Annotated in this window: 18 protein-coding genes; 4 read left to right on the top strand and 14 right to left on the bottom strand. The window is 37.3% G+C overall.

Annotated elements, in window-relative coordinates:
* Positions 1–33: 33 nt before the first annotated feature.
* On the bottom strand, positions 34–2,919 hold the full coding sequence (locus ESA94_RS13860) for a T9SS type A sorting domain-containing protein (protein WP_129131527.1): 2,886 nt from the start codon (positions 2,917–2,919) through the stop codon (positions 34–36).
* 293 nt (positions 2,920–3,212) lie between these two features.
* Entirely contained in the window at positions 3,213–3,419 is a 207-nt protein-coding gene (locus ESA94_RS13855) for a hypothetical protein (RefSeq protein WP_129131526.1), read from the bottom strand.
* A gap of 153 nt (positions 3,420–3,572) precedes the next feature.
* Here ESA94_RS13855 and ESA94_RS13850 point away from each other — a divergent pair, with 153 nt between their 5' ends.
* From ESA94_RS13850 to ESA94_RS13840, 3 genes are all read left to right on the top strand, one after another.
* Positions 3,573–4,331, top strand: coding sequence for a hypothetical protein (locus ESA94_RS13850; protein WP_129131525.1), 759 nt, complete (start codon positions 3,573–3,575; stop codon positions 4,329–4,331).
* Positions 4,332–4,402: 71 nt separating this feature from the next.
* The gene (locus tag ESA94_RS13845; RefSeq protein ID WP_129131524.1) at positions 4,403–4,804 is read left to right on the top strand and encodes a DUF5675 family protein; all 402 of its coding nucleotides are present in this window, start codon (positions 4,403–4,405) and stop codon (positions 4,802–4,804) included.
* A gap of 11 nt (positions 4,805–4,815) precedes the next feature.
* Complete coding sequence (locus ESA94_RS13840) at positions 4,816–5,013, top strand: hypothetical protein (protein WP_240671058.1); 198 nt, start codon at positions 4,816–4,818, stop codon at positions 5,011–5,013.
* A 276-nt stretch (positions 5,014–5,289) separates the two neighbouring features.
* Here ESA94_RS13840 and ESA94_RS13830 read toward each other — a convergent pair whose 3' ends face one another.
* The 6 genes from ESA94_RS13830 to ESA94_RS13805 all read right to left on the bottom strand — a co-directional run bounded on the left by ESA94_RS13830 (position 5,290) and on the right by ESA94_RS13805 (position 11,699).
* Positions 5,290–6,258, bottom strand: a complete 969-nt coding sequence (locus ESA94_RS13830; protein ID WP_129131521.1) for an AlbA family DNA-binding domain-containing protein — start codon at positions 6,256–6,258, stop codon at positions 5,290–5,292.
* Between the two features lie 512 nt (positions 6,259–6,770).
* Positions 6,771–7,007, bottom strand: a complete 237-nt coding sequence (locus ESA94_RS13825) for a hypothetical protein (protein WP_129131520.1) — start codon at positions 7,005–7,007, stop codon at positions 6,771–6,773.
* Positions 7,008–7,272: 265 nt separating this feature from the next.
* Positions 7,273–7,713: a DUF6943 family protein gene (locus ESA94_RS13820; RefSeq protein ID WP_129131519.1), complete on the bottom strand. Its 441-nt coding sequence runs from the start codon at positions 7,711–7,713 to the stop codon at positions 7,273–7,275.
* Positions 7,714–8,097: 384 nt separating this feature from the next.
* On the bottom strand, positions 8,098–9,450 hold the full coding sequence (locus ESA94_RS13815) for a hypothetical protein (protein ID WP_129131518.1): 1,353 nt from the start codon (positions 9,448–9,450) through the stop codon (positions 8,098–8,100).
* Positions 9,451–9,536: 86 nt separating this feature from the next.
* Complete coding sequence (locus ESA94_RS13810) at positions 9,537–10,400, bottom strand: hypothetical protein (RefSeq protein ID WP_129131517.1); 864 nt, start codon at positions 10,398–10,400, stop codon at positions 9,537–9,539.
* A gap of 153 nt (positions 10,401–10,553) precedes the next feature.
* On the bottom strand, positions 10,554–11,699 hold the full coding sequence (locus tag ESA94_RS13805) for a DUF4365 domain-containing protein (protein WP_129131516.1): 1,146 nt from the start codon (positions 11,697–11,699) through the stop codon (positions 10,554–10,556).
* 1,117 nt (positions 11,700–12,816) lie between these two features.
* On the opposite strand from ESA94_RS13805, the gene ESA94_RS13800 reads away from it, so the two are divergent.
* Positions 12,817–14,688 (top strand): DUF4365 domain-containing protein, encoded by a 1,872-nt coding sequence (locus tag ESA94_RS13800; RefSeq protein ID WP_129131515.1) that lies wholly within the window; start codon positions 12,817–12,819, stop codon positions 14,686–14,688.
* 56 nt (positions 14,689–14,744) lie between these two features.
* Here ESA94_RS13800 and ESA94_RS13795 read toward each other — a convergent pair whose 3' ends face one another.
* The 6 genes from ESA94_RS13795 to ESA94_RS13770 all read right to left on the bottom strand — a co-directional run bounded on the left by ESA94_RS13795 (position 14,745) and on the right by ESA94_RS13770 (position 24,160).
* On the bottom strand, positions 14,745–19,796 hold the full coding sequence (locus ESA94_RS13795) for an NACHT domain-containing protein (protein ID WP_129131514.1): 5,052 nt from the start codon (positions 19,794–19,796) through the stop codon (positions 14,745–14,747).
* A 5-nt stretch (positions 19,797–19,801) separates the two neighbouring features.
* A complete protein-coding gene (locus ESA94_RS13790) occupies positions 19,802–20,893 on the bottom strand; it encodes a Fic family protein (protein WP_129131513.1) in 1,092 nt (363 codons plus the stop codon).
* Positions 20,894–21,192: 299 nt separating this feature from the next.
* On the bottom strand, positions 21,193–21,996 hold the full coding sequence (locus ESA94_RS13785; protein ID WP_129131512.1) for an SMODS domain-containing nucleotidyltransferase: 804 nt from the start codon (positions 21,994–21,996) through the stop codon (positions 21,193–21,195).
* Between the two features lies 1 nt (position 21,997).
* Positions 21,998–22,774 carry a hypothetical protein gene (locus tag ESA94_RS13780; RefSeq protein ID WP_129131511.1) on the bottom strand — a complete coding sequence of 259 codons (777 nt, stop codon included), beginning with the start codon at positions 22,772–22,774 and terminating at the stop codon, positions 21,998–22,000.
* Between the two features lie 2 nt (positions 22,775–22,776).
* Positions 22,777–23,154: a hypothetical protein gene (locus tag ESA94_RS13775; RefSeq protein WP_129131510.1), complete on the bottom strand. Its 378-nt coding sequence runs from the start codon at positions 23,152–23,154 to the stop codon at positions 22,777–22,779.
* Positions 23,155–23,185: 31 nt separating this feature from the next.
* Positions 23,186–24,160 carry a nucleotidyltransferase domain-containing protein gene (locus ESA94_RS13770; protein WP_129131509.1) on the bottom strand — a complete coding sequence of 325 codons (975 nt, stop codon included), beginning with the start codon at positions 24,158–24,160 and terminating at the stop codon, positions 23,186–23,188.
* Positions 24,161–24,190: the final 30 nt, after the last annotated feature.

Here is a 24,190-nt window from a genome sequence, read left to right as displayed (position 1 = left end):
AATGGATGCATAAAAACAACTGATTACATAATGCTATTTAGCTTTTACAAATTGCTGAAGATGTTTGTACCTTATGTCGTTGCTCCAGATTTCTAATAAATAAGATCCTGTTGAAAGATTGCCCAACTGCAATGTGCCAGCCTGGTATGCCTGTGTTTTTTGCAGCAATACCTGGCCGCTCATATTTGTAACACGTAAATTGATGCTTCGTATACCTGTAATAGTACCTGTGCGGAAATTGATATCGTTACTGATAATTGTTGGGAATACAGATGTAATAAAACGCTTATCGTTTACAATAACATCCGGTACAGCTGTAGGCACGTTACCAATTGTTGTATAGAACATACCATTGCCATGTGTGCCGATCAATAATGTGTTGTCTGTAGTTCGTAATGCCAGGTCGTTTACAATTGCTCCTTGTAATACAGGCGGTCCTTCCATTGTCCAGGTTGTACTTGCTCCATTAATTGTAGTAGTGCTAAACAGGCCAATAGAAGTGCCAACATAGTATTCAACGCCGGTTGTTGTTGTAACAATTGCACATGTTCTGAAAGAAGCTGTAGAAATATTTCCTTCAACCTGTTGCCATGTTGGCGTTGCAGTTGTTGCATTGCCACTCCAGAAGGCACTTACAACACCGTAGTTTGATACAACGGCCAATACAGTATCGGGGTTTCGTGGGTTAACTGCAATTTCACGAACAAGTGAACTTGTTGTCATGCCTAGAGAAGGGCTAATGTTTACAGGAACTGCGGATGCAAGTGCATCACGAGGGTTTGTTAAACGATATATTCTTCCATTGCTTGTTCCAATATACAAATGACTGGATGTTCCATTGTAAGTTCCCCTTGATGTTGCAAGAGAAAAAATACTGCTTGTTAATGTACTTGCAACACCTGTCATCTGTGTCCAGCCTGCTGCAGAAACTGTTGTGGCATTTGTTGTGCGATAAAGTGAATTTAAACCCGCATAGTACATGATGTTTGTATTGTCCGGATCGAGGTGGAAGTAAGTAACGAATTCACTTTGCGATCCGGTAGGTTTCAGATCTCCTGAAATGGCCGAAGCTGCTCCATTTGCAAACACTCTATATACACTTCCTTCCTGTACGCTGCCAAAAAAATACTGATTGGCTCCTCCGCTGGAAGTTAATGCTACAGCGCCTCCATCACCGCCAATTAATACATAATGATCATTAGCATCGGTTGGTGGCTGCAATCCGGAACCGTTTAAAAAGTTTTTAGAATCACGATAAGTAGTTGAGTTATCCTGTGCCCCTCCACCAAATGTAAGCGAACCGGGTGCCGGGTCAATAGCAATATGATAATACTGTAAGGTTTGATATTGATTACCCAACCCACTCCAGAGAACTGTACCGGCTGTTATATCATTTGTAACAGCCAGTCCGCCATCACTTCCAACAACCATTCTATTTGGTGAGGTTGGATGAAACGCAAAAGAATGAAAGTCTACATGAATAGCAGTATTGGGATCGGAATATGTATTTGATGTTAATCCTCCAATAAAAGTACCCACAGTGCTGAAAGCATTTGCAGAGCGATAAAGATTTACTCCACCGGCAACAACAATATCGGGGTTGGTGGGATGCACAGCAAGCAACATATTGTAGCCTCCTTGTGTTTCCATATAACTTCCCGTAGTTCCGTTTCGCAATGCCTGCAGATTGGGCCCCCGGTTGCTGCTCCACGCAACTGTTGGAAAACTGGTAAGATCGGCACGGAAGATATCTGCTTCAGGTACATTTAATGAAGCGCTGAATGCATTTTGATACATCACATACAAAATATTGGAATTGCTCGGAGCAACAGCCAACACTGTTTTACCCCATCCTCCTGTATAATCTCCATTTGCGTCGGTGCCATTATTGTATGCACGCCATCCCGCAACCTGATCGCTATGTCCAATTCTGGTCCATGTGCCAAAAGCTCCGTTTGTTGAAGTCCATACGCCTGCAGTATCTCTGTCACGATTTCTTCCTGAAAAGCAAGCATAATAACGAACAGGAACAACACCTGGTTTAGAAATAACAATATCCGTCATCATGTTTTCAATATTCTGATCCGGATTTTCTAATTCGCCGGTTTCATTTAATATCAAACCCCAACTGGTTCCACCATTAGTGGATCGAATGATGTAACTAAGAATGGCTGCATATACATTGCCATTACCATCTACCTGTACATTAAATACCATATCGAATATACTTTCGAAGCCTTCTTGCGTACTGCTGATGATGGTAGAACTGAGCTTACTCCATGTTAATCCGTTGTCTGTAGATTTATAAATACCATAGCCGGGTACAAAAGCATTGGGATAAGCAGCAGATGCACCTAATAATTCACCTGTACCTGCATACCATGTATCCTGAAAACCGGAACGAGGATCTTGTGCAAGACTTGTTACAATACGCACATCACTTACCGGGCTAACATAAGTCCAGCTGCTACCTCCATCGGTTGAGCGATAGATGCCGCCCGTTACACCTGCAGCCAGCATTACGCCGTTATTGCGCATATCATAAGCAACAGTACGTGTACGTCCGCCATTTTGCGAGGGCCCCGCAGCTGTATATGTATTGTTAATGGTTTGACGAAAACCTGCTTTGCTTTGCCTTGCCTTTATAGTAGAAAGTAAAGTTGCATCCTTTCGTTGCGCATCACGGGGAATTTTCCCTGTCGCAGGATCATGCAACATTTTCCATTCATACAAACGTCGCTTTTCGCCACCTTCTTCTTTTTCTTCTTCATCCTCCTGCCGTCCTTCAATACGTAATGCCTGGGGCTTGTTAACGGATTTTTTTTGAAAGAAAAAAGATGCAGTGTTGAGGAGGTAAAAACCAATAGAGCCGAATGTTATTACAAGTAACGTAATAGCCAGAGCCGTTTTTGTACGCATACAGTAAAATATTAGGTATGCTGTAAGTTAAGAAAAAAAAGAGGGGAAAGAAAGCCCCGAAACGGGATCGTCAATAGAAACAAAGCAAAACGAAAAACCATCGCTTTTGCGATGGTTTTTGTGCGGTGAGGGCGGGATTTGTAATGATTTCCGAAACGCATGCCTGTATTGGATTTCAGGAAATGGCATCTCGGTAACGCACCGAATTACGCACCGAACAGTTTGGAGGACTTTGGTACAATTTGTTGATGGCCATACTTTATCCATGCCTGTGATATGGCTAGAAGTAGGCTTTAAGAGACCAGAAAAGGAGCTACTTTTTCCTCTTTTAAGCCTGTGAAATCGCAAAACTCATCTACTGAAATAAACTCCCCGTTTTTCTTTTGATACTTTTTCCTGATCTGGGCAAGCAACTTCCGGGCGGCTCGTTCTTTACGGCCGGTGATATTCATAATGTCTTTTGCATAAATGACTATGCGATTTGGGATCGTTTGCTGCATAAGCCTGCACGTTCGGAACGGTTGCTTTGTATTGTTTGAAAGTCATTTTAATCTTGTGATGACAGTTGCAAAAATATAAAAAAGTTATAGCTATAACGGAGTACAGTAAGTGCTTTTGCAGCAACCAATTTTAAACAAAACAATCCAAATCTTATGGCAAGACAAAAAGGAATTATTAAACTCGACGGAACGATTGGCGATTTGACGTTTTACAAATCGAAGGATGGCTATTTAGCCAGGGAGAAAGGCGGTGTGCCAGCCGACCGTATTGCAAACGATCCTGCATTTCAACGAACTCGTGAAAATGGTGCTGAGTTTGGCCGTGCAGGTAAAGCCGGAAAAATCTTACGGACTTCATTACGTGCATTGTTACAAAACACGGCCGATAGTCGAATGGTGAGCCGCTTAACTACTTTGTTTGTGAAGGTAATCCAGGAAGATGCAGTCAATCCCCGTGGTTTACGAAATGTGATCGATGGTGAAGCAGAACTCTTACAAGGTTTTGACTTCAATCTGAATGGCAAACTTGGTACCACCATTTATGCGCCTTTCACTTCAACGATTGATCGTGCAGCAGGTACACTGGTTGTGAACATGCCTTCATTTGTTCCTCTCAACATGATTGCAGCACCAGGTGGTGCAACACATTTTAAAATCATCTCTGCGGGTGCAGAAGTTGATTTTGAAAACGAAGTGTTTGTGGTGGATGCACAATCAACGGCAATTCTCCCATGGGATGCAGTCGCAACTGCTGTTGTCAATCTTTCCAATGCGGTGACAGCAAACAGTACGCATCCGCTCTTCCTGGCTCTTGGAATCGAATTCTATCAACAAGTAAATGGACAGATGTATGCGTTGAAAAATGGAGCATACAATGCGTTGAATCTTGTGAAGGTGGATGGTGGTGTTTAATACAGTCGTGAATCGTTATTGGTGAATCGAAAGTAGTAAAGCAAATTATCAATCTTAAAATCCTATGAAAGATGGAACTGGAATTAATCAGAACATATTTTCCTGACGGCACGAACGGAGAGTTGCTCCATAATAACAAGCGGGTATGTTCAACTATAGAATTGCCATGGCTTGCGAATAAACAAATGATCTCGTGCATACCTGAAGGAAGATATGAACTGACAAAGCGATACAGCCAACGATACAAGCATCATTTGCATGTGAATGATGTGAAAGGAAGAAGCCTGATATTAATTCATGCATTCAATGATGCTTTGAAAGAATCGAAAGGCTGTATCGCTCCGGTTTCCATTTGTACTGGTGAAGGAAAAGGAAACAACTCAATGCTTGCTTTAAAAAAGTTACTTGCTGTCACATCTATTGAATTTGACAAAGGGAATAAAATATTTCTAATTATAAAATCTGTTAACTGATGAAACAACTTATGCGACGGGTAAATGCACCCACGCCCAAATTTTTCAAGAAGCTTCGAACAATCGGATTGGCATTAGCAGCTGTAGCAACTACAATCGTTGCAGCGCCGGTGGCGCTTCCTGCGGTAGTGATCAAAGTTGCTGGATACCTGGCGGTGGCCAGCGGTGTATTAAGTGCGGTTAGTCAGACTGCAGTGGAGGGTGAATAATGCAACAGCATTTCGACAATACTACGAAAGCCGGAACAGCAGCTGGTACCTTGCTTTCGATCTTCGCAAACATTCACAGCGAAGATCTTGTTAAGACCGGTGTGCTTGCTGCTGTTGGTGCAGTTGTAAGTTTTGGAGTTACGATGTTCTTGAAACTTCTTGTGAAACGAATGAAAAAATAATTACTTCGTTTGTGGTGAGCGAAGTGAACGAGCCCCGATGTTTATCGGGGCTTTTTTATTTAAATGATCTTTTTAGGGATTTAAAAAACACAACCTACAGATTTCCAACTGTGAGGTTTTGGGATAATGTTGATCCATTCGAAAAAATGAAAAGCATATCTGAAAAAATCAAGGTTCTTGAGTTTAGTCGAAAATGTTGAATCCATGAGTGAACTTCTTTAATACTATAACCATTATAATCTTCGCTGGTAAATTGTAATGACTTAAAAACAATATCTCCGGGCTTCAATATAATGGGGTGTAATACAATTTCATGAGAGGAAAACAAATTTATAGACTCACTTATTAAAGTAGCATCGCTAAACAACGAAACAATGAAATGCATCCGTGAAATTGATACTGGACGGCTGCCTACATTTTCAAAGAAGATAGGCGCAGTAAGTTTTACGGAAGTACATTGATTGGCCAGATTGGTTGTGGAGAATTCTAAGCTATTGGAAGTGATTGTTGAAATGATTCTATATTCAGGAATGATGTTTTTACGGTCATAATACATTAGTTCTAAATCATGCTTTGAAGCTGGATATGTGCTAGTGTTTTTCCGAACAAATATTTTTTGTTGCTCTTCGTTTTTAATATTCTCATTTTTATCAAATGTCTGGTAATTTGTAATAAGATGGGGCTTGTCAATTGATGGCGGAATATGAATGACAGAAATGCGTTGATTCATTACTGTTATATCAAACGAACTAAAATCAAAAATGCGATCGACTCGTTTGCTTATTAAGCCCATTAATTCGGCCGGATCTTTCTTGCCACAATCTGAAAATTGTGAAGGGTTAAATTGTTTTGTTTTGGGATCATACCCGATAATTATAAAACCGTCTAAACCGAATGTGTTGGCAATAGCAGAAGTGTCCTTTAGAAATTCATTCTCGCCTTTTTTCGAAGTAAGATCATACCATTTGAGTTTAAAATCAATTTTGTTGTTTTCGATCTCCTGGCCTTCGTAAGATTGCCTAATGTATGCATCGATTAGATGAGTTAGTGTTTCTCTGTCCATAGTAATTAAATAATGTAGAAATATAGTAAAGTAAATGATACTAATTTCTTTTGGAATTTCAGAGTTTAGAGTCTGCAATGCATTCGTAAAGCCCCCTAAAAAGGAGGCTCACATGATGATGCAAAACAAAAGCCCAACTGTGATGCAAACACAAACACACCAGGTGATACATGCCAGCATGAAACCCAAATGCTGCCAACGAACCAACGATTAACAAGGACTGCCATAACAAACAATTGAAGGATTAAAAAATAAAATGACCGTCCAATAAAAGCGAAGGGTTTGTAGCTGGCTGTATAAAAGAAAGCCTTGTGAGAGGGTAATGTGTTTATGCTGCGCTGTTTAGGTCTGTGCCCCGAAGCTAAATTGGCGGTAATTTTATTTTTTCAATTGGATAGCAGGCTGGTCCGGAGTTGGAAGGTCAGCAAAGTTTATGTGTCAAAATATGACAGTAATTCAGGAAGGTTATCATGACAATGCCCCGCAGAAACGGAGCATTGTTTATGCAGCCTTTAGAATGGCAATGCTGCAAGCTGACGACGGCCGGATGGATAACAAAGGATAAACCAGCCAGAAGCCAACTGATAAACACGAACTAGCGGAAGAGGCCGTGAATGCAATGGATGCCGCTGAAAATGCCTACTAAATGCAATGGCCGGCACTGCAGGAACAGGAAGTGGAATGTAAGCAATGCTGAGTGGGCAAACCGACATGCGGCGACTGGTGATGATACGAAGTTGCTTTTGCATAATAGTGATTTTTAGAAGCACCTCACAGTGAAGGCAGCAACGAAAACAAAAAGGAAACGGAATAAAGGAAGGGTCAGCGCATTGGTCGGGTGTTTATGCCGTAGTCTTTTTGTTTTGTTATCAGAGTAAGTGTGTCAGCCTGCCTAAACTATCTTAGCTGAATAAAAACACGATCACAGCAAAAGCGTTATGGCACACTGTTAGCCAATGGCATTGATCATGCATCCGCTTACCAGGTCGTAAATCTGTCATCAGCAAACGCCCCTTATTTAGGGGCATTTTTAATTTGTTGGAAGTATTCATGTAGTAAAGCCTTTTGCAGTTTTTCTGTTGCAACGATTTGCTGTGCAAGATTTGATTTAAGCTGACTGCATTTTTCAAGTGCTGAAAAAATTTTCTGAAAGCGCTGCCAATTGGGATGAATGAGTAAAGCAACTTCCCTGATGCAAGTGCGGACATCTTCAATGTTGATGTAAGGAATGACAGAGCCACGATGATGAACTTTAAACTTGCCTGACTGATGCAAGCCATACACCAACCAAAAGAAGAACTTGTAATACTCTTCATTCGAAGAAGTGGCAATAAATGAATTAGGCCATGGAGTTAAGGAAGGCTTGCCAGCATTGTTCCCTTTGCAAAGAATAAAAAATGAGTGTTGCGGAATAGAAGCGTTTTGATGATAGCAACGAACCATTGGATACATCATAAATTTTGTACCGCTGTTTTTTGCTATGCGGCAAGACACCACATTTGGCCAGCGATAGGCAACTCAAATGCAGCGTGGGCAGGAAGGCAAGGTTTTTTGCATAAAAAATACTACCCGGAGTGAGTATAAATTAGCGAAGCAGAAAACGAAACGAAGGGCTGGAGATTTTTTTGCAAAAACCACAAGGCAAGCGGAACGAAGTGGAGTGCAGACCTTGCCGACTATAAGGAGCATAACTTGCCTATCAGCTGGCCATAGTGGATTACTAAGAAATAAATAGTAGGGATTTTTTTGCTAGAGAAAATGATGCTGAAGATGGAGAACGCTTTCAACAGTAGTTTAGTACACTTCCTTTTTGTCAATGTTTTTGTTACTAGCAGGCTTCTATACAAGTCGTTCTTTTAGCCTATGTCGCCACTCTACAAAACCTTCTTTAATAGCAGAGTTAATATTAGAGTGTTCAATAGTGCAGAAAGACAAGTCGTTGTCTACTTTGTTGCTTTTAAAATTATTCTTGTAAGCCTCTCTGCCCATATCCCTAATGATATTGATTGTTTCCTCAACTCTTTTAAATTGAAACTTTACGTCTGCCTCAATTTTGTCGAAAGACCAAAGATATGTTGCATGTGAATTTAGCAGCTCCCAACAAAAGTGATTTTTAGTTTCGCCCTCAATGAAAAATAGAAATCCAAATAATGGCTTTAGAGTGAATCGCAATTTTTGTTTTGCCGAGTGCTTCGAACCTGACAAAAATTGAAGATGCTTTGCATTTCTAACATTCCTTATCTCAATTAAGAAGTTTAAAATGTCTTCTTCAGTTTGGTTGAAAACATTTCCATCTTTCAGGTCGTCATCGAAACTGTTGAATATGTCGTCTGATGTGAAAAGAGATTTATCAATTGATTTTCGCAAGGGAGTAGATGTGAGGTTTGCAACCCGTTCTCGTTTTATACTGTCAATAATATTTTCATTGATGCCATCAATTTCTATAGACGTAGTAACAATGTCTGTTACCACTTTGTCTTTTAGGGTAAAGGTGATGTTTATTGTAAACTGCTTTTTTCCACCAAATGCTTTAGGAAAATAGGATTTAACAGCATTAAACTCAGGTAGTAAAAAGTAGTTTTCAATTTTGAGGTTGTATGTATTGTTTAACCTCTTTGATTTGTAGCTAAAAGCAACAAATCCTAAGTTAAAATCTGCGTCTTTAAAATAAACCTTTGCCTCTTCTGTAATTTTTTCAATGACCGGCTCTCGTTGCTTAAACTCGACGTTGTTCGGTATAGATGTATTATAATTTTGGCTTAGTTTATCAGCATATTCTTCAGCCTTTGATTTGAATGTACTTAAAGGCGATTTCTCTGTATCTTGATTTGCTCTTGGTGCTTTATCCTCAATTACGATTCCTTCTTTTAGTAATATTGATTTTGTATAACTTCCCAGATGTCTTTCAATATAAGTCCACTTTAACGGTTTAAAATGGACGAATAATACAGGAGCTTTAGCGTTTTGTTCTTTGAATTTTTCAATATCCTTGGGCTGATAGTCGATTACTTCAAGGGTGATTTTATTTTCTACTTTGTTATAGTCTAATACCTCTACTTCAAAATAAATATCTTGAACTGACCTAAAGCTAAGATGTATGCCTGCCAAACTTGTTTGGGAGAGGTTTAAGCTCATTTCAGGTGTCAAAAAAACTTTATTCTTAGTGATACGTATGAGTCTCTTTTTTTCCATTTTGAGTGATATATTTACAGAGCCCGAAAACGTTCAAACATTGACAACGGGCTCTGCCATGTTGGTTTTAAAGTTGCACTGTGGTTTTAGTAGTCGTTAGGTTTTTCATCAAGATGTACAATAGTTAAAGTATTACCGTTTAGTGTTAGCTCAGTAAAATATGTCTTTCTATCTTCTCCCGTATATTCAAGTAGTAGTCGTAAGCCTTGCAACTGGTCCGGGAAGTGAGGCTTCATTATTTTATTTGCTTCTTCACCTGTTCCTTCAAAAAATCTTGATGTTTCGGCTCTTAATGACAAGTCCCTGTAAGGCGGGAGATTATTTATTTTCGGCAGCTTTTCTTTTAAGTGAAAGAATGAGTTACTGTGATGCTGATGAAGCTTTAAGTTAAATAATCCCACTGATGAATTGTTATAGATTTTCAATTCATAGTTCCATGCGATATGATTGTACCAAATAACTTGCATTATTGAAATGGGAGTGTCCCCGTATATTTCATTTGTCTTTTGACTTGCTCCTTGAGGTCTTTTAAAACCATGAGTCCAAATAAGCTCAGCTTCAGCATAAGGTCGGGCCTGGTCTGCTTTTGGCGTATCAGCATAATTCCTTTGTTGTAGTGCCTTAAAGGCTTCGTCTTCTGCATTTATTTTCCACTTTTCTAATAACGGCACTGTGTATTTGACAGTGTCTTTGTCAATAAGAGCTGAACAATTCTGACATAACCAAATAGCGTTGTCTATATCAGCTCGTTCTTCTTGGGACAAGTCAGCATTATATCGTGGACCGCCAACAGAAGCAGCAGTAATATGAGCTGCTACTCCAATAAGAACAGTCTTATTTGGGTCAGAGTTGGGCCCAATAGTAGGTTTTTTACAATCAGGATTGCTACATTTATGTGTGACCCTTTTAGCTAAAATTTCTTTTGTCTTTGCTGAAAAATCATCTCTCATAAAATAATATTGAACGGTTGATTTTTGCGGAGTTATGGGGCTACACCCGCAGGTTTAGTTTGCAATATTCTAGTACCGAAATAGAGATATTCACTATGTCTATAAAAATTCAAAGTATATGGTAATGGAACTCAGTTAAGTAATATATATCCGTTACATATTGCTTTTCTTGGCTTCTTTAAGTTTTTTGTTCTTATCAATTATATCGTGAACGAAATCGTTAAAATGCTCTTTATTTTCAAATTCAGTTTGCTCATAGTTGACATGAATCATTTTCTTGTGAGTCCTTTCGACAGGTATTTTTGTTTTAAATACTAATTTTAAATACGGCATGTCTTTGTATATCCAGTAATATGCGCCTTTTATTACAAGCATGCTATAATGCTGTATCTTGTCTAATAGTAATGGAAACAAAATTTGTAATGGTTTTTTGGCCACTTCATTTGAAATATCATCGCCAGACCAAGCAGTAATTCTTGCCCAGTAATCAAATTCAAAAATATTATTTCTTTCTTCTTCTGTTAAATTCGTATCAGACAAATTATTAATTAGAATTTTACTGCACTCTAATAAAGTTTTGAACACATCTAAAGATTGAACTTCTGTCCAAGGGTCATAGTGCCACGTGTCTGTGTAAAGCTCGAAAACCGAGTGTATGTTTCGTAGAATTGTTTTATGAGCATAAATGATGTCAACAATACTACTTTGAAATGCGGTTTGTTGAATAAGAATAGTTGATACATAATTTTCTGTTTTCTCTATTGTCTTAGAGTCTTTTTTGGTTATATCATCCGCTATTTTTGACAAATCAATAGTAGGCAAAAACTCAATTGTTTTGGATTTCTCTGAACCATCAATTAATGCAGTAGCTTGCCAAAAAATTGATTTAGTAAAGTAAATTTTCTCTGTATACAAGTCAACAGCAAAAGCAATAACATGTGATCTATAGCTAAGTTCTGTCCAATATGCTAGTGTTGTTTGTTTTATGCCACTTACGGTAGGAATTCCGTCTGCTCGAATGTAAAGATCTTCAGCACTTTTAACTTGAGCTTTTAAGTATTTCCCAATAACCCTTTCCTTAATAACCATTTCTATTTCAAAATCAATTCCATAATCATTTTCTGTCGCACTTCTGAAAATACCTAGGTCCTTAAGTTTGTATAGTAGTATAGAAAACGAATCAGATTGTGATTTATGTTGTTTTATCCTTTTTGGGAAGTCCATAATTTCTTTGTTGTTATTCTTTATGATGTGACGAACAGTACTTTTAGCGAATGTTATATTTTTCAACTTTCGCATATCAAGCTAATGTAATGTGTATTTATGAAAATGAAAAAGGTCATATGACGGTGTAGGATACCCGGTAAAAGCGCCTGCGGCAAAAAAGAAGCTTGGCCCGCCGGGAGTAACGGCGGTGAAGGGTGGGCAGCAAAGCGAGCCATGAGGAGCCGGAGAGAGGAACGAACGGAGGCGACGGCGAGCCCCCGAAAGGGGACAGCAGTAAAGCAGCAGCCCCATTTCAGGCCAATGAAAAAGAAGCTTGGCCATGGGGCTGCTGCGATGCTGGCTACATAGGACGCCGCCGTAGTAATTTACCCGTCAGGGTACGGAGGCGGCGGACGTATGCAAGTGAACTGATGTGCAGCTTTGCGAATGAGAGGTACGAACAAAGCAATTAGCAGCACACAGAGAACGCAGCCTGAAGGGGCGGCCGGCGAGCAAAAAAGTGTGGCAGCGGATGGACTGAACAGTACTGAACGAAACCCGACGGAATGAAGTGAAATGTAACCCGGTGAGCGGTGAGTGTTGGCTTGCGGAAGTGCATGTGCATCCTGCTGTGTGTTGGTATTGTGTTTGGATCAGGATGCCAGGCACTATAGCAATTGAATAGAAGCGAACGAGGTGGAATGAAATGTAATGAAGGAGCGGTTGAGTAAAGGGCTGTGAAGGACACAGTAGCTGCCGTGAGGAATGAGGAGGAGCTGCAAGCAGTATGACAAACTGCGAAGTGAAACGGAGCACCCGAGACATGATGAGGTACGAAGAATGCGAAGGGCATTGCAGCTATAAAAATGCCTGTAAGGAACAGCCATTGAATTCATTTTTTTTGCTGCAATGGTTTGGCGTACCTGCTTGCCGACAACGAATGACGAACACCTATTTACCGGCTTACGAAGAATGGTGATTGAAAGAAACAATAAGTTCATTAATCGAATCCTTGCTTACAAAATGGAATGGAGTAAGCAAACACTACGAGATCGTGCCGAAGGCACACATTGTTTTTCACAAACTATTTTGCATGTGAATATTTATTGCTTAATGAGAACGAGTCGGTATTTCTTTGGAAACGCATAATGGATGTGAGGAAGAAGAATGGCAATGGTTAAATTTGTAGTTCATAGAAAATTTTGAATTAATGGAAGAAGACGCAAATAAATTAATTGATGGTAAACCTGCCGGTTATTCTTCAACATCTGCAACAGAGCTAGAGAGCAAAAACATATTTCAAAGTTTATTAGATACTCGTTTCATCAAAGGTGAAATCCGGGTTATGGATAAGTATCCAAATTCTGATGGAATATTAGAAATCACAGATGAAGAACAAATTCCAATTGGTAAAATTGATATTCAATTAAAAACACTTCAACCGAAAAATTTCAACTCACCATCTTATCAATGTGAACGAACTTTTTTTTCATACTGTGAAAATTCTTCGCTTCCTGTATTCCTTGTAGTTGTGGATAGGCAAAATAAAAAAGCATATTGGCGGCATATTGATGCTGCTACATTAATTGAAGTGGCTTCAAAGATGACCGGAGCAAGCTATACCATTTCTATCCCGATTGAAAATTGTATTGATGGTGAAAAAAGAGCGTACATTGAAAAGTGGGCCGAAAAAGCAAAGGAAACTGTTAATAAGGTATGGAATTATGATACTCTACGAGATCAAAAAAGAACTATTGAAACGCAGTTGGAAGAATTAAATCATAGGCTGCAAAACCCCACGAAGCTGCCTTTGCAAGTATTGAAATCTATTCATAATTATTTAGACAAGTATAACTACATATTAGATATTGAATTTGGCTCGGTTAAAGAAATTCTATACCCAAACTATTGGAAAATCGGAATAGGAATTGTAAAGTATGAATTTGCAGATATACGTTATATCCTATTTCCGGTAGAATATAAAAAAGAACAAACTTTGATTAAAGAGGTTGTTTTTGATGCAAATACTGACATCGGTCTAGAAATGATGAATGGTAATATTCTTGTTTTTGTACACAGTAAAAGCTTGGATAATATAAGGGATTTTCCTGTGCAAACGGCCTATAAATCGCTAGAGGATTCAATTTTGAAAGTAGCCGGCAAGTTTAAGTTCCCGATTGCAGATGATTTTATTGCACATGAATATCTTGTCAGTTTTATTGATCATAATTGTGTTTACCTGGATATGGAACCAGGGCAAGATTCATACTCATTGCAGGAACTAAAATACAAGATATTTAAAGTGCTTCCGGTACTTGCAGCAACTGAATTAAGTTTTGCGGACTGGGTAACAGAATGTAATCACAGTATTGATTCTTACAGTGGTTGGAAAACTTCTCCTCACTTCAAAAAAAGGGTTAAAGCAGCCATAGAAAAAGTACAAGAAGGTTTTGTACCAAAGGTTAAAGTATTTATCACTTCTGAACTTTACAATATTGATCTGATTAAAAATTATATCAACTATTTGCAGAATAAAGGATTCGTTTCTACAAATAGACAATATCAACAAGGGCAATCTGATCAAGCTAATTATAGAAATTCAATGCCTTTTAAGGACACATGGGACATAGATGTATTATGGAAAAATACAATATTGTTTTTCAAGCAGTACTATAAATTATATGACAAGTATATAAGCACGCATTTTTTACAGATTAGGCATTTGTTGCAGATTATTCCTTCTGAATCGGGAACGGTAATTTGCCTTCTTATTACTGATAAAGTCAAAGGCGGGCCCTACTTGGAAATATATTATCTCCGTCCTGAATTGCATACAGAAAAGGAGCTTTATTTTTTTGTTGATACAGATGCCGATAACCCAATTGACAGAAAAAAATTCTTAGTGGACGACGAATACGAATGCATAGTTAATCGTAAGAAGTATCAAATCACTCATATGCATATTCAGACATTGGATTTTATGTTTGAAATATCTCCTACATATGCATTGATAAATAAAAAGCTTCAGGAAAAATTAGGAGAGTTTTTTCGTGAAAAGCAACGAAAAGTTAAACAGGATTAGTTTTTTATATAAGAAACGACAACTATATAAATCAAAATAGGGAAGTGAGAAAATGATTATTTAAATGAAATCAAGTACTCTCTTATCCAGTAAGCATCGGAAGAGCCTTCTTTGATTAATTCATCAAGCATGGATATATAGTTAGCAAGAGTAACCGAGTTTCTTTTTAATTCTATAAGATGGTAATTATATACCCTATAGACAAGTTGCTCTATATGGGGTATTGATCTAAGAGTTGGTCTTTCAGAATTTTGTTGCAAACTTGTCCATAAAATAGTTAAGCCATCCGGCAATAATGTTTGATCACCAATGTGACTAAGAAGATTGACTGTGGCTTCGGGATAATACTTTCCAGCCAACAATATAAGTTTCTTGAAAAAAGGAGCCATAACATCCAAAGGTTTCCAATGTCTTGAGTTTTCATTCCACCCAACGTTTAAAAAAAGTAAATCACCAGAAAGAAGAGTTTCCCTTTGGACTAAAATGTTGAAGTATTCTTCCCAAACATTTTTAAAGCAATTGATAGTATGCAGCAACTTTTCATTATTATTATCAGGCAAATTTCTATCAGCATCATAAATGATATTCTTCATAATATCCCGGAACAATCTTGAAGTTTCTCCTTTAACTTCCATATCGGGGAAGACCGAATTGTAACAGCTATAATACAAATCAATTATACTGTTCAGGAATTCCCTTCCATTATGCAAAGCGTTCCACAGAATGACTTTCCCAGTTTTTTCTTCTAACGCAGGTTGAATATGATGTATTAGGCGATCATCTTCGTCCCAACGGTTCTTTCTTGTTTGCTGAAATTGAATAAAAAGGGTTATAGATTTTAATAAAAAGTCACGACAAACTACTGGAGTGTTATTCACAGGAACTATTTTAATAGCCTTCAATAATATCCATTGCGAATAGTTTTTGAAATCAATCTCGTCCATGGTTATCGATACAGTGCCTTTACTGATTGAGTCAATTAATATATTGACAGCTTTATTGTAAGATTCGACTTCCTCGTCTGCAGGCTTCCTGTATGAATGAAATGGATTTGTTTGTTCAATTTTGGCAAACTGCAAAAGACCTAGCCATAAATGCAGAGCCTCGTCAGGGCAAGAATTCCACAGGTGGTTGCTGAATGCGTTAAGAAATTTATTGTACCAAATACTGTTATAATTTATGTTAGCAAAAAGTACGTTTATTAGAAAAAATTTGTAATCTTTTCTGTCTATTCCATTCGCACCTAGTAGCAAAGGGATTACTTCCATAACAGCATCATCGTCAAACGGCGAAGTGTCAAATGAAAGATAATCATTAGCCAGGTCTTTTTGTATTAAACGGCTTGAGATATGATAGATAATGTCAATGCACCATTGTTTGTCATCTTCTGTGAAATCGTTCCAAAAGTGTTTAACAGCTATTGAAGCGGCAATTCCCGGATGATGATTATGAGGATTCAGTTCTGCTTGTGATTGATAGTATTTTATAATTTCCTTTAACCTTTTTATATCCGGCTGCTCCTTTGAATCTAAAACTTTTAATAACCAATTTGTATGGGATGAGCTTTCCACATATCCTGACATTTCTTCCTGCATTTTCGCAACTTCCTGTTTCAGCTTTCCTTTGTGTACTGGCTCAAGTTGAACCCGCATTTTGTCTTCGATAATAGTTTTATTTGTGATTTCCCAATTCCTAATATCAATTTCAAAAAGAATTTTCTTCCACTCCCAATCATTTCTTTTTGCCGCTTTCTTATGTTTTTCCAGCAATGCAAAGATTTCCTTATTGTATTCCCTATAGTTAAAACAGTAATTAATAATGAACCCTTTTAATCCCAAATTATGTGCAGATCTATGCGGTAACTTGTCGGCGGCAATTCTTTCTTGTTGAAACAATTTGTCATTATCTAAACCAGGAAGGTAGAAAGGAGTTTGATCTGCTCTGTAGCGTTCCATATCCCAATGCATTATTTTTCTTCCTGAGAATAAACTGACAATCCATTTGCCAACCATTAGAGGGTATGCTTGAGCAACACTTGAAATTACTGCCGTAAGTGATATATTGTTGCTTCCTGTAATTATTCTTTCAATCAAAGATTGAAGAAATTCTTTTTGGTCAATTCCTTGATCGCCTATTTCAAATAAGTATTTTTCAAGACCCATCAATACTGACTGCAAAAGATAAGGTGTTGCAATGCCTGTACCTCTAAACATGGACCACAAACCCATACTCCCGTGTTGTGAAATAATTCTTCCATCAGGTAAGTATATATCAATTTTTAACCGTTCGTCCGACCTTGCATAGTCAGACTTTAAAAATGCTTCAGTGGAATGGTTAAGCAAATCAATAACAAAATCGATTGTTGGAATGGTATGATACTTAAGCAACCAATAAACCGGAGTTTGATAAGCAGATGCCGGGAAATAATCTCTCTTATATTCTGATGCAAGACCGAAAGATGTGTTTGAATCACGGCTATTACGTCGTGACGAAATAGCCCAAGTATCGTCATTTACTACTTCTGGTTCATCCGGTAAAATCCATTCTTTTTTCATTAAACTAATAAGAATGGCTGGTAGATGTTTTGCAAGTTGCGTAGAAGCGGGGCCCGACAAGGCTGTTTCAACAATTTTCTCGTAAAAGCGAATTTTCTTCCAATCTCTATCTATTCCATCCTCTTCCTTTTCATAATTGGCCGAAGCTATTTCAATCAATTTTTTTGTTTTATCTGGAATAGCGCCGCAACAATCAAGAAGTAATTTTACACATAGAAGCGCATTATCGTTTCTATAATAGTAATCATCTTGATTTATATACTGATTTTCTAAAAGATGCTCAACAATAATACCTGCTTTGCCAGCAACAGGGTGAATATCTTCAGTGCAATAAAGAACGTAATGCCAGTCGTTAATGGTATGTAACACTAAATCATATTTCTCTATGGGTAGTTTATCCAAGTGTTCAGCTATAAAGCTGATAATGTGATTCCACGATTCGCTAATCGGAATAAATTTCTTTTCAATCAAGAAATCAATATTTCCATATTCACGACAAGAAGTTCGCATAATGTGAATGAACCTGGATAAGAGAGCCCATTTATTTTTCAGAAGCAATTCTTTATTGGATTCTAAAAACGTCGCCAGATATGGAGAGTACAGAAGTGCAATAACAGATTCATCCTGCCAGTAACTTTCAATATTAACGGCTGATAATATTTGGGTAAAGAATCCTAATTTTTCTTCATTCTGTGACTTTAAAGCCTGAAGAGTCCACAGCCTAAAGGCTCTTCGCATCGCTGGCTCTGTGCCGAGATGAGTGAAAAAAAGCAGAGGATCTTTTTGTTGGAAAAATATCCAATCTACATATTTTATTAAAGCCCAATCTTCCAGTATATCGTGAGCAGGCGTATATGCGTCGGTCTCATTTGATTTAGCAACTACTCCGTCCTTTAATAGATTTGCCAATGCTTCAACATCTGGATTCAATGGTATAATGTAAGGGGCCATTTTTTTTGCCCGAGTGACAGCCAAATCAACAAACTGTTTATTTCTCCTTTCCGGTAAGCCAATGCTACTATTATTAAGCTTGTTCTCAACAATAATATCCCAAAGGTTTTGAATAAACGCATGTTCATCACTCTCAGAAAAATTGTCACCTGATAGCTGATTAGCCCGGTAAGCAAAATCCAGATATTTCGGAACCTTAAGCAAAGAATGTATCCTTTTATTTTTCAGTATAGCAGCAAGAGTAGGAAGCTTCTCCTGCAATATGAGCAACTCTTCATCATTCAATAACTTTACTTTAATTGGCTCTGTCTTGCTTTCAGATAAATATTTTATTCTGATTAATGACAAGTCAGCTTCTCTGCAGGTAGCAATTATTTTAATCTTACTGTTGGCTGAAGTTATATTTAGCAACTGCTTAAATGCATCGCTTTCGCCTTCCAGAAGTTTTTCAAATGAATCTATATAGATATAATGTTCATTATGAAGTGGAAAGAAACTAAATATTTCGGAAGTGGTTAAGTGAATGTCAAATTTTAAAAAGTAGTCTCTTAAACTTATTTTATTAAGTTCATCTGCTTTAAAAACCAGTGTATAGCCACTGCTATTTTTTCTTATGTTACTGATGAATTGCTTGGCTAAAACAGATTTACCACTCCCTGCTACGCCTGTTATAATCGTGATATTATTGTTGATAGATTCAGTAGTAATTCTTTCGAGGTAGCTTTGGCGATCTAGAGTAATGTTGCCAATCTTATCATTAATGATGTTTATTAGTTCAAAGCTTTGCTGGCTTATTAACAATAATTTCTTTTGTGCATTTGTATAATAGGAGCTGTTGAAAAATGATTTTAAATGGGCTGGAATGTTCGTACTATTGAATGAGCCACCCTTATTGTCAGCATGACTTACAAATGAGAAAACACTATCCCAAATCTGTACGGAAGGTAAAGTGCAAGATGAATCTTTAGAACATTCAATTAGGGTAAGTAAATTCGCTTTTGCTGTGCTTGCCGCTTCTCCGAAATCATACTCAATAAAGTCTAGGCAAACAAAAAGGCGGTAAAGATTTTCGTCATCAATTTCTTTATTAAGTATGTTCTTTAGCACTTTCCTGAACAAGAGTAGGTAGTTATTCTTGGATGGAATACGCTTTGCCTCATTTATAAAATCTTCGGATGTGCTTTTTACTTTCGCCCAATTACAAAGTGTTTTCAGGTGTTTTTTTTCATCCGAAGTTAGATAGCTTTTGACTATGTATATTTTGTCAACATTTGGGTTAAATAGTTGTTCATTTACAAAATCATCCCAAATTTTCTTGAGAACTTCTGAGAATAAGGGACTTTTTTCGGAAATAGTCAGATTGTGTTTTATTTGAAATAATACTTTTGTTTTTTGGCCAGTTTCATTAGAACATTCAAGTAATAAATCATCAGTTTGGTAGTTTAGTGACCCGGATTGTAAGCGAATTAAATCAATACGGCTGTCGGAAATACCAGGCATAATGCCTCCTATTATGAATTGAATCATAAATGCGGTTTGCACTTCAAATTCATAAGTAGTGCCACCGCCACCTTGCGAATAGACATTGCTTTTGGTGCTCATAGATTCTAATCAATTGATAATAGTTCCATTAATCTATAGTTGATATAATAAGTTGTTCTGCCAATTTTATGAGGCTTAACAATTTCTGCATCGGTTAGTTTTTTCAGCCAAGTTGATGCAGTTTGTCTGTGAGCTATCCCCTTGCTTTCCAATATTTCAATTTTTAAATATGGTAAAGTAAACATCAGTTGTAGTAACTCGTAGCTAAAAGATGAACCAAGTGTTTCTTTCATTTTTATTTCAAATTCTTCCTTTAATGAAAGCATACTACGAATTTTATTTGTTGTAAGCTGCGATGTTTCGATCAATGCTGTAAGCATATACATTACCCAGTCATGCCAGTTATTCTTTTCTGTGACGCCTTTTAATAGCTGGTAGTATTCGGCTTTATATTTTACGATGTAAGAACTGAGATACAGTACTGGCTGTGATATCAATCCCTGTTGAACGAGGTATAATGCATTCACAATTCTCCCTGTTCGCCCATTGCCATCGGAAAAAGGATGTATTGCTTCAAACTGATAATGTATCAATGCCATTTTAATTAATGGGTCGAATTCTGAAAGAGAAGGATCATTGATAAATTGTTCCAAGGAGGCCAGTTTTTCTCTTATTATATCTTCACAACATGGAGGTGTATATATTACCTCACCATTAATTGCGTTCTTTAACGAAGTGCCGGGTGAATTTCTAATACTTGCTTTGTTTTGTTTTATAGTCTGTACTATTTCGACCATCGTATTGGTAAGTAGTAAACCTTCCTGGCTTTTCATTTTTTCAAGTCCAACATATAGAGCCTCCCTGTAATTCAATACCTCTTTTGCTACAGGGCTGGCGGATTCGTGCTCTGATGCTGCTTTGTACAACTCATCTTGTGTAGTCACAATATTTTCAATGGCGGAACTGTCTTTACTTTCCTGTAGAACGATTGTATTAATCAATAACTGAGGATCTGGAAGAGAGGCGCAAAGGCCGTTTAATTCCCCTAAATGTCTAGACGCTTTTACGAGTTGTTTCAGGATTTCCGGGGATTCGGTAAAACCAGTGGAGGTAAGAGCAGGCAGGTCGTTATATGGGTTATTCCTATTGTATGTCATTGATGGTGGGTTTTGCTATATTTTTCGACATAATTGTTTTCTGATGTCGAAGTGTTCGATATTTTAATTATTTAATGATGAATTTAAGGGTAAATTTCGACATTAATATAATCTAATGTCCAATAGATCGTCATGAAATGCATAATATGTCGATTATTTCGACAATTTTCGACATATAAAAAAGACCAAATACGCTAGAATCAGGAATCATGCGGAAATAACCACTCAGTTGAACTACAGCCAAGGTTAATGAGAAGTGTCGGCACTTTTACCTAGAAATGCCAATATTGTTAACTAATCTAACTAAATCCAGGCAATATTCTTTCAAGGGTGCTTTTGGCTTTTTGGAGGTCTCCATGATCAAGGTATTCATCAATCCTCCCAGCATTCGTTTTAAGTACATCCAATTTTGAAGAGGCCCATCCAGGTAAATCAGAGCCTGAAAGTTCCTCAATTGCGTATAGAAAACCACTCTGGTAATTTTCATCACTAAAATTCATATCTACTACTTCTGTTTCTAATTCAAATGAGAAAAACGGATAACCGTTGGAAGCATTCCAGTATTTTAATAATCGTATTATCGGTTTTACAATTGAGTTGTAATTAGTGTTTGCTTCAGTAAGAGTATCATTAAATTTATCAGGTTCAGTTTCCAGCCAGCCGCCATTTTTATCGGGAATTTCGATGCTGTCGTAAATAAGACCTACGTCAAAAATAGCTGGTACAAGATCGAATTTTATATGACCTAATTCGATAACAATAGAAGGGTGATCTTTAATAATAGGGGAGGCAGTATAGTTCGTTTCCGCAAACCTTTTTAAATGGTTGCGATAGGTTTCCGGTTTTAATTTGTCAAAGTCAGTTGTATTGAATTGAATAAGAATATCAATGTCAGAGGCAGAGTCAAAGCGGCGAGGAAGAATTGTGTCTCTTGTGTATGAACCAAAAACTATAGCTTCATCAATTTGGTTGTCAAAATAATTGTCTAGCTTCCCAATAATACTATTAATTGATCTGTCAATTTTCTGTCTTTCCTCCGCATTGTATTTGATAAATAATTCGGAGGAGATTTTTCTTAAGTGATTATTTAAACCTGCCTCCATTCTATAGTGCCTTGATGTTGTATTCCTGTTTTAACTCTTCCCAGTCCTGAGCTAACTTAACCTTATGTTTCCAAAAAATTTTAGAATCCAGAGGAGTTGAAGCCCATGATAAAGCTGTTTCATATTCCAAAATATCTCTTAACGATTCTGCTGTTTTATCGTCAAAATTTATTTTTAGTAAATCATTGAAAAGTGATTTAAAATGATCTTGTACATCTGCCATCCGAGTTGAGAAATATAATGCTTTGATAAGTTTTTGGATTAAGATGGCTGGCAAAGACAATTCGAAGAACATGCGAATTATTTCCCGATTTCCTATATAGGCGGAAATAATAAAGACTAAAACAATAATGATAGTCTGTGTAATGAGTTTAGGAAGCATTTTTGAAATAATGAATTGAGTATGAAAGCTATTTTCAAAGCAGTTAACCGCAAGTTTATAGAGGCCGGGAGAAAGATGATCGTTGGTAAAATAGTCTTTCGATTTTTTTCCAGAAAAATTTGTTTGAAATGAATTATCAAGCCAATCAAGGCGACGACGCATTTCTGCTTTCGTAAAAATGTAGTTAGCTCTATTATCAAGATAGACGAATATACAAATGAACAATATGTTTAATCCAATCAGCAAGTTTTTCAAATCTGGGATTAACTCATAATACCCCAAGAAGCTAATAGCAATTGTAACTAAAGTCGAAGTATAAAGTAGAATGTCGGCATAGTTATTAAGCCGATTAACAGTTTCATATGATACACTATTAGGTACAAATCTAAATCCCATAATTAGTTAGTTTCAAATTTTGATATATCAATGGAATGATCTGCTTCGGGACCAAACCATTTGCCGGTTTGTAACCATTTCTCATAGAAATAAATCCATGCTGCAGACCAAGATACTATGTCTTTTGCAATAAGCTTTTCCTTAGACCATTTATAGTTGTCCGGATGATACAAGCAAAGAGATTTGCTTTCCTGATAAAAATGGGGTGGTTTCAAAACTAATTCGGGCTTGATAATCCTTACAAGAGGCCTCGATGAACCCAAATAGTTGATGGATACAGTGTAGACTGGTAAAACAGGGCTCACATGCAGTTCGCCAATGAATTCAATGTCAAAATCACTTCGCTTAATGACTTTAAACTGCGGATACTGGGCTTTCATTGCCTGTATCTGAATTGCAGGATTGTAATATTTAGGCTTTTGAAATATCACCAAAGTAGCCTTTTGATGCGGAGATAGCTGTACCCACTGTGGTAGACAAAGCACCTGAAGGCGAAATTTTTAAATTGCCTTCAGACAATGATTTTGAAAAGTTTTTTGCTTCATCATCAGAAACCGTAGGAAACTCTTTGCCAAATATGTCTTTCCAGATCTGAATTGCCTCATCCTCCTTATTATCTTCGTATTTCTTCAAGGCATCATTGAGTTTGTCCTTAACCCTTCGTACTTTATTGATGGCTTTTGTATACTCGTCGTTTGATTTGAATTTACTTGAATCCAAATAAGTCTCGGCGTTGTTAAACCATAAACGTATTGATTGCTCAAAATTTTTAAAATCGTTGAGCTGGAAAATATTGATAGCTACTTCTTCAATATGATATGATGGAATCAACTTGTTGTTTTCACGGTTCCAATATTTTACTGACATAATGGTTGGCTTGACCTTATATCCTCTTTTCTTGTGGATGTCATCCAGGTTATTTGTTAACTGCTCAGGATAAGAAAATGTCCAAGATTCTAAATCATAGTTTGGTATGAGGTATCCACCACCTAATTGTGCAAAACTGGGTAAAACATCAAAGTCTTTGTCGCTAAGCTGAACTGTAACACAAGGACGATCTTGTTTTACTTTGTCTTTGTAATCATTTTGGTCGTTTAGATAATTACGGAATTTAGTGAGCACGCTTTGCGGGTTCGGTAAGTTGCCATATTCATCTTTCCATTTGTCATAGTCAAGAACAGCAAAAACATCAACGTCATTTAAGGGACGGATAATCGTGTCCCTGTCGTAAGATCCATTTGTAAATGTTCTTAGAATGTGTAGCCCATTGTCCTTATCCAACAGATGCCCTTCAAGGTTGGATAGGGATGCTTTGATGTTTTCTTCTTGTTTGTCTGTAACAGAGATGTTATCAATCAAGCCTTGGATACATTGAAGTAAGGTCATGGTTATACAATTTAAATTTTAAGAATTAGA

Origin of the sequence: Lacibacter luteus (genome assembly GCF_004118265.1) — a bacterium.
Lineage (GTDB): Bacteria > Bacteroidota > Bacteroidia > Chitinophagales > Chitinophagaceae > Lacibacter > Lacibacter luteus.
Note: the sequence above shows the minus strand (reverse complement) of the source record. Positions and strands in the feature narration are given on the sequence as shown.

Excerpts from the sequence above, each read along its gene's own strand:
- ESA94_RS13860 (WP_129131527.1), bottom strand. The coding sequence starts at position 2,919 with ATGCGTACAAAAACGGCTCTGGCTATTACGTTACTTGTAATAACATTC.
- ESA94_RS13855 (WP_129131526.1), bottom strand. The coding sequence starts at position 3,419 with ATGCAGCAAACGATCCCAAATCGCATAGTCATTTATGCAAAAGACATT.
- ESA94_RS13850 (WP_129131525.1), top strand. The coding sequence starts at position 3,573 with ATGGCAAGACAAAAAGGAATTATTAAACTCGACGGAACGATTGGCGAT.
- ESA94_RS13845 (WP_129131524.1), top strand. The coding sequence starts at position 4,403 with ATGGAACTGGAATTAATCAGAACATATTTTCCTGACGGCACGAACGGA.
- ESA94_RS13840 (WP_240671058.1), top strand. The coding sequence starts at position 4,816 with ATGCGACGGGTAAATGCACCCACGCCCAAATTTTTCAAGAAGCTTCGA.
- ESA94_RS13830 (WP_129131521.1), bottom strand. The coding sequence starts at position 6,258 with ATGGACAGAGAAACACTAACTCATCTAATCGATGCATACATTAGGCAA.
- ESA94_RS13825 (WP_129131520.1), bottom strand. The coding sequence starts at position 7,007 with ATGCAAAAGCAACTTCGTATCATCACCAGTCGCCGCATGTCGGTTTGC.
- ESA94_RS13820 (WP_129131519.1), bottom strand. The coding sequence starts at position 7,713 with ATGATGTATCCAATGGTTCGTTGCTATCATCAAAACGCTTCTATTCCG.
- ESA94_RS13815 (WP_129131518.1), bottom strand. The coding sequence starts at position 9,450 with ATGGAAAAAAAGAGACTCATACGTATCACTAAGAATAAAGTTTTTTTG.
- ESA94_RS13810 (WP_129131517.1), bottom strand. The coding sequence starts at position 10,400 with ATGAGAGATGATTTTTCAGCAAAGACAAAAGAAATTTTAGCTAAAAGG.
- ESA94_RS13805 (WP_129131516.1), bottom strand. The coding sequence starts at position 11,699 with ATGCGAAAGTTGAAAAATATAACATTCGCTAAAAGTACTGTTCGTCAC.
- ESA94_RS13800 (WP_129131515.1), top strand. The coding sequence starts at position 12,817 with ATGGAAGAAGACGCAAATAAATTAATTGATGGTAAACCTGCCGGTTAT.
- ESA94_RS13795 (WP_129131514.1), bottom strand. The coding sequence starts at position 19,796 with ATGAGCACCAAAAGCAATGTCTATTCGCAAGGTGGCGGTGGCACTACT.
- ESA94_RS13790 (WP_129131513.1), bottom strand. The coding sequence starts at position 20,893 with ATGACATACAATAGGAATAACCCATATAACGACCTGCCTGCTCTTACC.
- ESA94_RS13785 (WP_129131512.1), bottom strand. The coding sequence starts at position 21,996 with ATGGAGGCAGGTTTAAATAATCACTTAAGAAAAATCTCCTCCGAATTA.
- ESA94_RS13780 (WP_129131511.1), bottom strand. The coding sequence starts at position 22,774 with ATGGGATTTAGATTTGTACCTAATAGTGTATCATATGAAACTGTTAAT.
- ESA94_RS13775 (WP_129131510.1), bottom strand. The coding sequence starts at position 23,154 with ATGAAAGCCCAGTATCCGCAGTTTAAAGTCATTAAGCGAAGTGATTTT.
- ESA94_RS13770 (WP_129131509.1), bottom strand. The coding sequence starts at position 24,160 with ATGACCTTACTTCAATGTATCCAAGGCTTGATTGATAACATCTCTGTT.